Raw genomic sequence first — 12,230 nt, forward strand, 5'->3', positions numbered from 1 at the left:
TCTCCAGACCTGGCACCATTCATCGGAACAGGTCCAGCTGTCGCTGGACCGTTGCTAGTGCCCGGGCCTTTTGCCTCATGTCCGTTTCGCAGTGTCTCAGCGCCATTTCTCGTGCGCCTGGCGGTTTCGCGTATGCCTCCCGGTGATGACCGCGATGTCGCGAAGGCAGATCAGGACAAGGGAACGAGGCGCCATATTCTCGAAAGGCTATTCCGCTCGGAAGCACCCGGTCTTACGCGCTTCGTTCGCAGCCGCATCGGCAAGGAGGAAGAGGTGCACGATCTGGTGCAGGAAGCGTTCGTCTCTCTGGCGGCGGCCAGGCCGCACGTGCTTCTGGAACGCCCTGAAGCCTATCTGCAGCGCATCGCGCGTAACCTTGTCTTCGACCGCTATCGGCGCGCAGGGCGTATGCGGCGCCCGACACTTGTCCCGGTCGACGAGGCGTTAAGCGTGGCGGTTCCCCCGCAGCAGGAATGGGCGATCGAAGCCGATGATGCGAGGAGCCGCTACGTTGCCGTCCTCGACACCTTGCCGCCGCGCACGCGCGAGATATTCCTCCTGAACAGGGTGGATGGCCTGACCTATGCGGACATCGCCATGCGCCTCGACCTGACGGTCAAGACGATCGAATATCATATGAGCCGTGCGCTCACACAGCTTCATCAGGCATTTTACGGGCAATGAACGACGAACCCACCGAGCCGTCCGATGATGCTGCCGCCAATCCGCTTCTGGAGGAAGCGATCGGCTGGTGTCTTCGCATGCATGGCGACGATGCGCAGGTGCATAGGGCCGCCTTCGAGGCCTGGCTCGCCCTGGGCGGCGTACACCGCCAGATATACAGCGAGGTCAGCGAACTCTACGGCTTCGGCGAGACCCTGCGCGACATGAAGATCGATTGCGCGAACGAGAGCATGACCGCGGAGGAGCGCCCCGGCCGCCGCTCGCATCCGCGTGCATGGGGAGTGACCGGCGCCGCCATCGTTGCGCTCGCAGCAGGCGGTCTCTTTGTCCAGCAGGTCCGGCACGAACAGGCGATCAGCGACCCGCGCGCCCACCAGATCGACGGGGCCGGGCAACTCCAGACCGCTCTTGGCGAGATCCGAACGGTCCGATTGGATGATGGCGTCATAGTGACGCTGGATACCGACAGCCTGGTCACCCTGGCGGATGATGGTCAAACCCGAAAATTGCGACTTGAGCGTGGAAGGGCACGATTTGCGGTCGCGCGCGACAGCGCGCCTCTGGTCGTCGCCGCCGGCATGGGCACGATCACCGCTCTGGGAACGATTTTCGATGTCGATCTGTCGTCCTATAAGGCGGTGAAGGTCTCGGCTGTGCAAGGCGCGGTCGATGTCCGGGCGAGCGACAAATGGTGGGCTTTGCGGTCGACCCGCATGTTGCGGGTCACAGCAGGGCATTGGTGGCGCTATGGCCCCGGCGAAACCATGGCGATCACAAAAATGGCGCGCACGGAGGTTACTGCGAACGCATGGCCCAGTGGTCTCATGGCCTTCGACGGCGTTCCGCTTTCGCAGATAATAGGGCAGGCCAATCGCTACGGCGTGACAAAGATCGTGCTGACGGACGCGGCGCTTGGAACGCGCCGCTTTCACGGAACGCTGCGTCTCAACGACACTCGCAAGCTCGCCGCCGTCCTGGCGCATGCTCTTTCCCTGCGTATTGACGAGGAGCCGGGCACGATTCGGCTGTCCGCGCAATAAATCTGCAACAGCCCCTAGGGTAGAGTTCGACTTTAGCGATGTCCCCGACAGAGACCCGGGAGCGACCGGGCCTAATAGATATTGGGGGACTTTTCATGCCTATGGCCCGTAATTGGGTGGCAAGTAGCCTGCTTGCCATCGCGATCGTTCACACCCTTCCGATCGTCGATGCGCGCGAGGACAGCGGCGCGTCTGCGCTCTACAATCTTCCGGCGCAGCCGCTTGCCAGCACGCTGCTTGCAATCGGCCAATTGTCCGGACAGCAGATCGTCTTTCCCGGCGACGCGATGACCGGGCTCAAGGCGCCCCGGATAGAGGGGCGGCTCGATGTGGAGACCGCGCTCGCCCGCGCGCTTGCGGGAACCGGGTTCAGGGTCGAGATCGCCGGTGATGCGATCTATATCCGGTTGCCATCGCGTGGCGCGATTGGGGAAAGGGACGAGCGAAGCGACAGCGCCATCATCGTGACGGGCTCGCATATCCGAGGCGCTGCTTCGGCCTCGCCGGTCTACCGCTACGATACCGCGACCGCGCGCGACCAGGGCGTGACCGATATGCGCGGACTGGCGGCCGCCATCCCTCAGAATTTTACCGGGGGCCAGAACCCGGGGATCGGCTATGGCGCGGAAGGCGCAGGCAGCACGAACATCAATTCCTCGACCGCGCTCAACCTGCGCGGCCTTGGACCCGGTTCGACCCTCACCCTGCTTAATGGCCATCGTATGGCCTATAATCTGAGCAATCAGTCCGTCGATTTCTCGAGCATTCCCTTTGCCGCCGTGGATCGCGTCGAAATCATGCCGGACGGCGCCTCGGCACTATACGGTTCCGACGCGATTGGTGGCGTCGCGAACGTCATCCTCAAAAATGATTTCCGCGGGTTTTCCGCCAATGCAGTGATCGGTGCCGCCACGGACGGAGGCTATGTCACTCAGAGCTACAATCTCGTAGGCGGCACGGCCTGGCAATCGGGCAGTCTGATGCTCACGGGCAATTACGACCGAAGCACCGACATCGTCGCGGGCGACCGTAGCTTCACCGCAGGCGCCAATCCCTATCTCACCCTCTATCCGCCGCTACGCTCGCACGCCGTCGTCGGCAGCGCCCATCAGGACATCGGACCCAATCTTACCCTCGCGATCGATGCGCTCTATTCCGCCAGGAAAGCATCCCGCGATACGCCCTATACCGATGTTGGCCCTGTGGAGCTGGACGGTTTCGTGTCGACGAGCGCGAGCCGCAATTTCAGCATCGCGCCTTCGGTCAGGCTGCGCCTCTCGGGATGGACGTTCGACCTCATCGGCACCTACGGCACGAGCCATCTCACCAGCGGCGACCAGAGCTATCCAGGCCCTTACCGGGAGGTGAAGCTCGGCAATGAGACGATCTCGGCGGAATTTTCCGCAGAAGGCACGCTTCTCGCGTTGCCCGCAGGCGACCTGGGTCTGGCATTTGGCGGCGGGTTTCGGACTGACGAATTTGTCTATCATCTGCCGAGCAATCCGCTGCGTGCGCGCCAGGACAATTATTTCGGATATGCCGAGGTCAGCATCCCCCTGACCTCGCCGACTCAGGCCATTCCGGCGTTCTACCGGACCTCGCTGTCAGCCGCCATTCGGTATGAGGACTATCCCGGCATGGGGCGGCTCGCGACACCCAAGGTCGGCTTCATCTGGTCGCCGACGGCCGATCTGGACGTGAAGCTGGGTTGGGGCCGTTCGTTCAAGGCGCCCACGCTTTATCAGCGCTTCAATCCTACCATCGCCTATCTCTTTCCCGGCGACCTTTACGGGTCACGCGAAGCCCCGGAAGGCCAAACCATCATCAGCGTGCAGGGCGGCAAGAATGATCTGCGGCCCGAGAAGGCGGACAGCTTCACCGCCGGCCTCGTCGTTCACCCGCGTGCCGTCCCCGAGCTCGATCTCGCGATCAGCCTGTTCAAGGTGACTTACCGCAACCGGGTCGTCGCGCCGATCCCTTCGACGAGCAAGGCTCTCATCGATCCGGTCTATGCCGACTTCGTGACCTTCATGCCGAGCGCCGCCGATATCGCATCGACCATCGCCATGTCGCCGATGGGGCTCAGCAATCAGACCGGCACCAGCGATCCCTTCGATCCGGCCAGCGTCTTCGCAATCGTCGACAGCCGCACCCAGAATGTCGCCCGCGACAAGATAAAGGGTGTCGATGTCTCGCTGGCCTATCAGGTGAAGACGCACGGCACCGGCACGTTCAATTTCCATGCGAACGCCACATACCTGCGCTCTTCGCGCGTGTTGATTGATGGCCTTCCCGAGATCGTGCTCGCAGGCAAGGTCTTCAATCCGCCCCATCTCAAACTGCGCGGCGGCGTCGGCTGGGCGCTCGACGGCGTCATGGTGAACGGCGTCGCGAACTATATCGGCGGCGTGACGGACAATCGTCGGCTCGCGACGACAAAGATCCGCGGCCTGACCAGCATCGATCTCTCCGCCAAGGTCCGTGCCGGCAGCGTGGACAATGGGGTCGATGTCCAGCTCTCCGTCCTCAATATCTTCAACGCGAAGCCGGCGATCATTCGGGGATCGAGCCTGGAAGCACCCTTTGATACGACCAACTATCCCTCGATCGGGCGCTATGTCAGTCTGTCGTTCACCAAGGGCTTCTGAACATGGTGGGCATGCTGCTCGGCCTGTCGCTTGCGGCAGCGTCTCTTCCAGCCCACCCCGGAAGCGACCCCTGCGCCCATGCCTCCGCAGCCGCCAGCGCCTCTGAGCGGGGAAGGCACGCGACGATCGCCGATCTGATGTGCCTTCGCGACATCGGAGGACAAGGCGATGACGAGCCGCCATTTTCTCTCTCGCCGGACGGGACGAAGCTGGCCGTTGCGTTGCGGCAGACCGATCCTGATCGAAATGACTATCGCCAATCCGTGCTGGTCATCGACATCAAAAGCGGAAAGGTAGGCAACTCAATCGTCGTGCGTGGCGGGGTGGCGCTCTGCCGGTTCGATCTGCCGACTATCCCGGATTTCGGCGGCGGCGTGATCGCGACAAATCTGCCACGTTGGTCGCCAGATGGGCTGTGGCTCGCCTATCTGGAGCGCCGCGACGGTATCATGCAGGTTGTGCGGGCCAAGGCATCCGGCGGCGAGTCCGTGGCGGTCACCCAGTCAAAGGTCGATGTCCGGAGCTTCAGCTGGAGCGCGGATGGTAGCGAGATCCTGTTTTCGTCGCGACTCGACAATATTGCCGCCGCCAGGGTCCTGGTCGAGGAGGGGGCAAGGGGGTTTCGGTTCGACGAACGCTGGATACCGGAATGGCGACCGATGCCTTTTCCAGCGCCGTCGCCCGATCGTCATTTCGCGATAGCGATCGGATCAGGCGCTATTCGGGACGATCGGCCTGCTACGGTCGAGGCTGTCGGCGACGTGCCTGTGGACGAGGCAACGAGTCCCGCTGGCAATGTGGCAAGGATCGCATTTCTGGAAGCAGGCGTCATCAATGGTCCGAAGAGTATCACGGTTTCGACCCGAAGCGGCGTCAAATGGGAATGCCGCGACGCGAGCTGCGCGTTGGCGACGCGCCTCTGGTGGCGTGACGAGCGGCATCTGATCTTCGCGCGCCGCGCGGGATGGGGCAATAATCTGACCGAATTGGTGAGCTGGGACATCCTCACGGATCGCAAGCGCCTCCTTATGCGGACAAGCGATCTGCTTGCCGGTTGCCGGCCGGCGCCCGTAGGTCTTGTTTGCGTGATCGAGGGCTCCCGGGCGCCCCGACGGCTTTTCGTCATCGACTATGCAACCGGTGCCCGCAGGCTCCTGTTCGATCCCAACCCGCAATGGGCCGATCTCGATCTGGGTCGCGTGCGGCGTCTCTTCTGGCAGAATGACCGAGGCCTCAAGACATTCGGCGATCTTGTCCTGCCTCCTGGCAGGGCGCGGGCAGCGGGGCTGCCGCTTGTCGTCGTCGGCTACCGCTCGCGCGGCTTCCTGCGCGGCGGATCGGGCGATCTCTTTCCGATATTCCCGCTCGCGGCCAAGGGATTTGCCGTGCTCGTCTATGAGCGGCCGGAACAGGTAGGCAATCTCGCGCCTGTCGCGAGCCAGGCGGAGTCGGATCGGCTGGATCTTGAAGGATGGGCGGACAAGAAGAGCGGTGCCTCCTCCATCATGACGGCCGTCTCGATGCTCGTGCGCGACGGGATCGTCGACCGCAAGCGCATCGGACTGACCGGTTTTAGCGATGGCGTCGACAAGGGGACCTACACGCTCATCCACAATGATATTTTCAGGGCCGTCGCGCTGGCGGGATGTTGCAGCGACCCGGTTATGGTCAACGCATCGATCGGTCCCTATCTTGCCCGCCAGATGATCGTTGCGGGGTATCCTGCCTATCGGGATCGGGGCAGCGAGCGGGTAAGCGACTATTCCCTGGCGGCCAACGCCGACCGCATAGATGTGCCCATCCTGATGCAGGTGGGAGACCGCGAATATCTGCGCAGCCTCGAAGTCGAGGCTGCGTTTCGACAGGCCGGCAGGCCGCTCAGCCTCTACGTCTTCCCCGATGAATATCATAATCTGTGGCAACCCGCCCATCGCCAGGCCGCCTATTCCAGAAATCTGGCCTGGTTCGACTATCATCTCCTGCATGACGGCAAAGGGCCTATGCCCGAATGGATCAGGCCGATGGCCGGGGCCGACTAGCGGCGCTCCGAGCGCGCGTCATGCGGCATGGGATCGGCACCAGATCTCCGCGTCGGCGAGCTCCAAGATCCTGAGATATTCCAAGTCCCGCACCGGCGGAGGCCGCTCGCAGTAGCGGCGAATGGCGTCCGCATCGACGATGCCATGCTCGCTGAGCATGCCGTCGCAGAGAAACCGCGAAATCTCGTCGCGATGCATCTCGAAATAGCAGCTGTGCATCGCCATGGGCGAGCCCTTGCTCCGCCGCGTGGCGATCATCGGCGGCAGCGCCGGCGCGGCCATGCGCGCGATCGATCGGTCCTTGCCGTCCGCGCACCAGAGCCAGCTGGGAATGGCAAGGCAGGTCTCCACGATTGGTGCCAGCAGAAGAGGCCAGATATGGGCAGGTCCCGACGCGCGCGGCATGCGCTCGAGATAGACATGGCTGGCGAGGAGCGACGCGACATGCGCCGCGGACCCTGACGCCGCGCCTGCCGGAGCGGTCAGCCAAGGGTGGAGGTTGCCTGGCTTATTCCTGTCGGCGATCGCCGGGGACAGAAAGGCTGGCTGCCGCGGCCAAGGGGCGGCTTTTGCTCTGCGCCAGCGGCGCGTCGAGACTTTGGCCCCATGGCGGAGAAGGTCGATATAGGATGCGGACGTGAGTTTCCTCAGATCGCGCATCGTTTCGAGGACCGCCCTGAACCCAGCGCCGCCGTCGATCCTGTCACCCAGCGCATAGGCGGCGGCGCCAGCATGGAAGATATTGTCGCCGCCAAAGCCGCCTAGAATGGCGTCATGACCGCCAAGGAAGGCCTCGTCGGCGATCCTCGCGTTCATCAGACCCGCGATCGTGCGGTGCGTGAGCCGCGGCAGGGGCATATCGGTCCGACAGTTGATCGCGAAATTGGCGGCGGCATAGGGCGCCTCCGTCAGTGGTGCCGCGCAGGCTTCGGCGACCACCCGCGCATAGGATCGCTCGTCACCGAGCGGGTCCGATGGCGTATAGAAGGTCAGGTGACGCGCGCCGGCTGTATGGAGGCTCATCTGCGTCGCGACGATCGAAGAATCGAGGCCGCCCGATACGGTGATGAGCGACCGGGGAAAGCGATCCGCGATCGCCTCATGGACCAAGGCGAAGGATTGGCGCAGGCGTTCGACCGCTTCCGGGCGCTGCCCGATCGGTGCCCCGGCATGGTCCCAGGGGCTCCAGGCCACTTCCGTTCGAAGGCGGCTTCCGCTGATCACCAGTATTTCGCCGGCAAGGAGTTCGCGCACGCCGGCAAGGGCGGTACGGGCCGAGAAGTGATTGGGGAAGAGGAGCTCGTCGGCGACCTCATCCCAGTCGATGTCGAAGGTCTGGCGATCGGCGGCGCGCAATAAATCCAGATCCGATGCGATGATCCAGCCGGCGCCATCGGCCCGATAGAAGCAGGGCAACTGTCCGGAAGGGTCGCGGACGATGCTGATCTCGCCGCCGGGCCCGGCTCGAAACCCGACAAACATGCCCCAGGCGCTTTCCAGCAAGGCCTTCGCGTTGGCTGGCCGCGCACGGGAAGCGTCATAGGGAAAGGCGATGCCGAGAATCGCATAGCCGTCTTCGTCGGCCGGCGCGAACGCCAACTGGTCGTTGATGAACAGCGAGAGGGTCTCGGTCGCGAGGGCGGCCCTGAACCCCATGGGCGCGCCCGGCGGGGGACGGGATCGCGCCTCGTCGCCGCGCGTGGATCGGACGAAGCAGAGGTAGCGACCGCTCATGTCAGACGATCAGGATGGGCGTGAAGGGGCGAACCGTGTCAAGATCGCCATTGACGAGCAAACCTTCGACCTCGACCCAGCAGTGCGCCGAAAAAGGCGCTGTACGAACGCCGATGACCAGCGTTGCCGGAACCTGTCGGCGCAGCATTGCCATCATGAGGCCGATCGCCATGGACATGCACCTGTCCTTGATCGGAAAGAGGGGCGCGATGCGGTCAAAGGCGCTCGCAATGAGGGCCGCGTCGTCGAGTCGCATCCTCCTGCCTGCAAGGCATCGCTTCTTGCGTTCGATCCGTTCGATGATGTGGTGCAGCGATGCGAACCGAAGCCACAGAGCTGATATCGCCCGATAGCGAAAGGCGCTCGTCAATCTCGGGAGACTTGGCCAACCCTGCGCTGGCGCCAACTGCCCTCCCAAAGGAGCAATGTTTGCGCGCGGGGGCGTAGCCGGTCGATCGCTTTGCACTGGTCCAACAGGATCGAGAATGAAGGAAAGTCGCTCGCGGGCGAGCGCGTCTTCGCCGCCCTGTTCAACAAGCGTGCGGAAGGCCGAATGCAGTGGCCTTGGCACGGCAAAATAGCGATCCTGCTTCAAATCGAGCAGGATGATGTCGTCCTGGCAGGCGGTATAGACGAGGCCCGTCCGCAGCTGAAAAGCCATCGACACTCTCCCCTAACCGGGCGCGCGCGAACGCGCGCCCGGCGACCCTCACTCGGCGTCGAGAGCGGGCGGCTTCTGCCGGAGGGAGCCGGGATCGTCCTGGCCGCCCGTCATGCTGTTGCCCTTGGTGACGGCCGTCGCCGCGCCCAGGTCGATGAGCTCGTCGCTCAGCTGCTCATGCTTGTGCGTCATGTGTCGCTCCTTGATTAGCCGCCGAATCGCGGCTCCCAAAGCATCGCGCCGCAGCGCCTCCAGGCAAAATGGAGAAGGTCCGGATGTCGGACAATAGGGGGCACGATTCGCCGGATTTATAAGCGTTTCCCGTTCCTTGAGTCCGGCTTTTGTGAGCGTACTCGAATGGAGGGAAAGGGGGAGAGACTGGGTGCCATTGGCATCAAGGATCATTTTTCCATGAACAATCCACTGCTTGAGCGGGCAGCAGCCGAGCTCGCTAACCGACTTGGCGGCATCTGGCGGCCCCATGGCGCGATGTGCCGCTGTCCCGCGCATGGCGATAGGGTTCCCAGTCTCTCGGTCCGGGTCGGACATAGCAGCCTGCTCTTCAAATGCTTCGCCGGCTGCAGCAACCAGGATGTGCTTCGCGCCATCCGCCGCCTGCGCCTCGCCGTGCCGGTCGATCCTTCGCCTTCCTCGCGCGTCGATGCGCCGCCCGACAACCGGACGGCGGATCTGGCAAGGTCGCTCTGGAATGACGCGCGCATGCTCGCCGGCTCTCCAGGAGAGACCTATCTGCGCGCGCGAAACATCCACACGCTTCCCGATGGCCTGCGATGGCATCCCCGTACGCCGCTTGGCCGTGGCACCGCCGTTCGCTACCGGTCCGCGGTCCTGGCAGCGCTCGAGGATCGCGGCAGGATAGTCGCTGTCCAGCGGTTGTTCCTCGAACCCGGCGGTACGGGATTGGCTCGCGACTTGATTAGGCCCAAGCGCACGCTTGGCCGACCTCTGGGCGGCGCCGTTCGCCTGCGACCGGCGGGCTCGTGGCTCGGCCTTGCGGAGGGCGTGGAGAGCGCGGAGTCGGCCGCCATCCTGCTGGGCATTCCGGTCTGGGCAGCGCTCGGGAGCGAGCGGCTCCATCAACTCGACCTTCCCGACGCCGTCGAAAGGCTCGTCCTCCTGCCGGACAATGACATGGCGGGACGCAGAGCAGAGCGACTCACGCGACAGGCCTACCAGCGCGCTTCTCTGAAAATCGAGACGATCTGGCCCTGGTGGGGTCTCAACGACTGGAACGATGTGCTCGAAAGGAAGGAGGAGGGGGTGGGGAGCCGGGTGCGGGGTGCGGCCTGACGGTCAGGCCGCCCCGCCTTTCGGAGACATTGTGATGACCAAACCCACCATCGACTATGTGCTGGCGCGCGACTGCTTCAAGTCGCCCGACAATGTGCGAACCCATAGCGACGCGGCGGCCGACGCGGAGCTCAAGGCCAATATCGCGGCGAACGGCTATCTTCTTGAAAACCTCATCGGCGTGCGCGTCACCCGGGGCGCCGCAAAGGGCAGGGTCGAGATATATGGCGGCGGCCGTCGGCTCGAGGCGACGCTCGCCAATATCGAGGACGGCGCGCTCGATCAGGATTTCATGGTCCCGGTCCTCATCGCGAAAAATGCGCGCGACGCGATCGAGATGAGTTCTTGCTGAAAATTATTTCCAGCTGCCCATGAACCCGGCCGACGAATGTTGCGCCTTCCAGGCCATCATCGAGCGGGAAAAGAAGAGTCCGGCCGACCTTGCCCGCCGCTTCGGCAAGAGCGAGACGTTCGTGCTCGGCCGCCTGCGGCTCGCTAACCTTGCCCCGTCCATCTTTGCCGCGTTGCGTGCCGGCGAGATCGGCATGGAGGTCGCCAAGGCCTATGGCTCGACCGCCGATCAGGACAGCCAAGCGCGTATCTTCGAGCAATTGGGATCGAGCTATCAGAAGAACAATGTCAACGAGATACGGCGCCTTCTTGCAAGCGGTTCCTATCGCGGCGCCGATCCCAAGGCACTGCTTGTCGGGCGCGATGCCTATGTCGCGGCCGGCGGCAGGCTGGACGTCGACCTCTTCTCCAGCGCCGCGACCGAGATCTGGCTGGACGGGGGTCTGGTCGAGGAGCTCGCCGAGCAGGCTCTTTCTACGGCGGCCGAGGCCATTCGCGAGCGCGAAGGCTTTGCGCAGATCCGGGTGGTCCCCTCGACCATGATTCCCTGGGCGCAGACCTACGCGCTCGACGAAATCGAACCGGAACCGCTCGATCTGCCGGTCGATGTCCTGGCGCGGCAGGTCGCGATCGAGGCCGAGCTCGAGGAGATCGAACGGGAAGCGGAAGGCGAGGAGGACTATAGCCCCGAACAGGCCGGCCGGATCGAGACGCTGGAGGCCGAGCGCGACGCTCTGGTCCCGACCGAAAGAGCGTTCACGCCGGCGCAGAAGGCCGGCGCTATCGCTTTCCTTCTCATCGACGAGACCGGTGCGCCCAAACTTCACACCAGCGTCTATGCGCTAGAGGAGGACCAGCCCGCAGTGGACGACGAGGCCATCGGCATCGACGAGGATGGCGAGGATGATGACGACGTGGACGGCGACGACCGTGGCGACGAGGCGGATGACGCCGAGGAGCCTCGGTCCTACAGCATGCGGCTGCGCGACGAGCTCGCCATGATGAAGACCGAGTTGCTCGCAGTCCATATCGCGAGCGATCCGCTCTTCGCGCTCGATCTTGGCACCTTCATCATGGCCGACGATGCCTGCCACCTCGGCTGGAGCGGCATGCCGTCCGAGCTTCGCGCAAAGGCCGCGACCCCCCGGGTGCACGGTTTTGCGAGCGAGTCGGCCGCGGCGCTGGCCTGGGCGAAGCTCGACGAGGCGCTCGACCGCAGCTGGGTGGGTCTTGCGACGATCGAGTCGCGTTACGACGCTTTCTGTGCGCTTGGTGACGAGGCCCGCGCGGCCTGGCTCGGCTGGGCGATCGCGCGGACGATCATCGCGGTTCCCGATGGCCAGAGCGGCAGCGGCTTCCTCGACCATCTGGGCAAGGCGCTCGCGATCGACGTGGCGGCATGGTGGCGTCCAACTGCGCGCAATTTCTTCGATCGGCTGACCAAGCCCGGGATCCTCGATCTCTTCTACGAGATTGGCGGCCTCGAGCTCAAGAACCGCTACGCCGGGTCGCGCAAGTTCGACTTGGCGCACGCGGCGGAGAAGCTGTTCGCGGGCGACGTCATTGCCGAGGCGGACGTCAAGGCGCGCGCGCTCGCCTGGCTTCCCGACCCCATGCGCTTGCCGGTCGAGGAAGCGGCAGCGCCGGCCGAGGCGCCTGCGCATAGCGATGACGAAGCGCTGGCGGCGGTCGCGCCCGGCACTTCGGATGAGAGCCTTCCCGAGGCAGCCTGATCTGACCCGAGGGCCGGGGACCGACAAGG

General features: G+C 64.1%; 10 protein-coding genes. 7 read left to right on the plus strand and 3 right to left on the minus strand.

The genetic code is table 11. The annotated features are described in order from the left end of the window. Nucleotides 1-132 precede the first annotated feature (132 nt). From ABT375_RS01080 to ABT375_RS01095, 4 genes are all read left to right on the plus strand, one after another. Nucleotides 133-684: an RNA polymerase sigma factor gene (locus ABT375_RS01080; RefSeq protein WP_416463755.1), complete on the plus strand. Its 552-nt coding sequence runs from the start codon at nt 133-135 to the stop codon at nt 682-684. Then, nucleotides 681-1,724 (plus strand): FecR family protein, encoded by a 1,044-nt coding sequence (locus ABT375_RS01085; RefSeq protein ID WP_416463757.1) that lies wholly within the window; start codon nt 681-683, stop codon nt 1,722-1,724. Before ABT375_RS01080 ends, ABT375_RS01085 begins: the two co-directional genes overlap by 4 nt. 95 nt (nt 1,725-1,819) lie before the next feature. Further along, nucleotides 1,820-4,372 carry a TonB-dependent receptor domain-containing protein gene (locus tag ABT375_RS01090; RefSeq protein ID WP_416463759.1) on the plus strand — a complete coding sequence of 851 codons (2,553 nt, stop codon included), beginning with the start codon at nt 1,820-1,822 and terminating at the stop codon, nt 4,370-4,372. Nucleotides 4,373-4,383: 11 nt separating this feature from the next. Continuing rightward, on the plus strand, nt 4,384-6,411 hold the full coding sequence (locus ABT375_RS01095; RefSeq protein WP_416463761.1) for an Atxe2 family lasso peptide isopeptidase: 2,028 nt from the start codon (nt 4,384-4,386) through the stop codon (nt 6,409-6,411). 18 nt (nt 6,412-6,429) lie between these two features. Here the strand turns inward: ABT375_RS01095 and ABT375_RS01100 are convergent, their stop codons facing one another. Genes ABT375_RS01100 through ABT375_RS01110 form a run of 3 tightly spaced genes read right to left on the minus strand, consistent with a single transcriptional unit; the run spans nt 6,430 to nt 8,998 of the window. Further along, on the minus strand, nt 6,430-8,145 hold the full coding sequence (locus ABT375_RS01100) for an asparagine synthase-related protein (RefSeq protein ID WP_416463763.1): 1,716 nt from the start codon (nt 8,143-8,145) through the stop codon (nt 6,430-6,432). Nucleotide 8,146: 1 nt separating this feature from the next. Beyond that, nucleotides 8,147-8,806 (minus strand): lasso peptide biosynthesis B2 protein, encoded by a 660-nt coding sequence (locus tag ABT375_RS01105; protein WP_416463764.1) that lies wholly within the window; start codon nt 8,804-8,806, stop codon nt 8,147-8,149. A gap of 48 nt (nt 8,807-8,854) precedes the next feature. Further along, a complete protein-coding gene (locus ABT375_RS01110; protein WP_416463766.1) occupies nt 8,855-8,998 on the minus strand; it encodes a benenodin family lasso peptide in 144 nt (47 codons plus the stop codon). Nucleotides 8,999-9,217: 219 nt separating this feature from the next. Between ABT375_RS01110 and ABT375_RS01115 the strand changes: the two genes are divergently transcribed. The 3 genes from ABT375_RS01115 to ABT375_RS01125 are packed head-to-tail and all read left to right on the plus strand — an operon-like array spanning nt 9,218 to nt 12,201. Continuing rightward, nucleotides 9,218-10,117 carry a toprim domain-containing protein gene (locus ABT375_RS01115; RefSeq protein WP_416463768.1) on the plus strand — a complete coding sequence of 300 codons (900 nt, stop codon included), beginning with the start codon at nt 9,218-9,220 and terminating at the stop codon, nt 10,115-10,117. Between the two features lie 34 nt (nt 10,118-10,151). Beyond that, the gene (locus ABT375_RS01120) at nt 10,152-10,469 is read left to right on the plus strand and encodes a ParB/Srx family N-terminal domain-containing protein (protein ID WP_416463769.1); all 318 of its coding nucleotides are present in this window, start codon (nt 10,152-10,154) and stop codon (nt 10,467-10,469) included. A gap of 19 nt (nt 10,470-10,488) precedes the next feature. Beyond that, nucleotides 10,489-12,201 carry a ParB/RepB/Spo0J family partition protein gene (locus ABT375_RS01125; protein WP_416463771.1) on the plus strand — a complete coding sequence of 571 codons (1,713 nt, stop codon included), beginning with the start codon at nt 10,489-10,491 and terminating at the stop codon, nt 12,199-12,201. Nucleotides 12,202-12,230 lie beyond the last annotated feature (29 nt).

Source organism: Sphingomonas sp. VDB2, from assembly GCF_047946695.1.
Classification (GTDB): Bacteria; Pseudomonadota; Alphaproteobacteria; order Sphingomonadales; family Sphingomonadaceae; genus Sphingobium; species Sphingobium bisphenolicum.

Excerpts from the sequence above, each read along its gene's own strand:
- ABT375_RS01080 (WP_416463755.1), top strand. The coding sequence starts at position 133 with ATGCCTCCCGGTGATGACCGCGATGTCGCGAAGGCAGATCAGGACAAG.
- ABT375_RS01085 (WP_416463757.1), top strand. The coding sequence starts at position 681 with ATGAACGACGAACCCACCGAGCCGTCCGATGATGCTGCCGCCAATCCG.
- ABT375_RS01090 (WP_416463759.1), top strand. The coding sequence starts at position 1,820 with ATGCCTATGGCCCGTAATTGGGTGGCAAGTAGCCTGCTTGCCATCGCG.
- ABT375_RS01095 (WP_416463761.1), top strand. The coding sequence starts at position 4,384 with ATGCTGCTCGGCCTGTCGCTTGCGGCAGCGTCTCTTCCAGCCCACCCC.
- ABT375_RS01100 (WP_416463763.1), bottom strand. The coding sequence starts at position 8,145 with ATGAGCGGTCGCTACCTCTGCTTCGTCCGATCCACGCGCGGCGACGAG.
- ABT375_RS01105 (WP_416463764.1), bottom strand. The coding sequence starts at position 8,806 with ATGGCTTTTCAGCTGCGGACGGGCCTCGTCTATACCGCCTGCCAGGAC.
- ABT375_RS01110 (WP_416463766.1), bottom strand. The coding sequence starts at position 8,998 with ATGACGCACAAGCATGAGCAGCTGAGCGACGAGCTCATCGACCTGGGC.
- ABT375_RS01115 (WP_416463768.1), top strand. The coding sequence starts at position 9,218 with ATGAACAATCCACTGCTTGAGCGGGCAGCAGCCGAGCTCGCTAACCGA.
- ABT375_RS01120 (WP_416463769.1), top strand. The coding sequence starts at position 10,152 with ATGACCAAACCCACCATCGACTATGTGCTGGCGCGCGACTGCTTCAAG.
- ABT375_RS01125 (WP_416463771.1), top strand. The coding sequence starts at position 10,489 with ATGAACCCGGCCGACGAATGTTGCGCCTTCCAGGCCATCATCGAGCGG.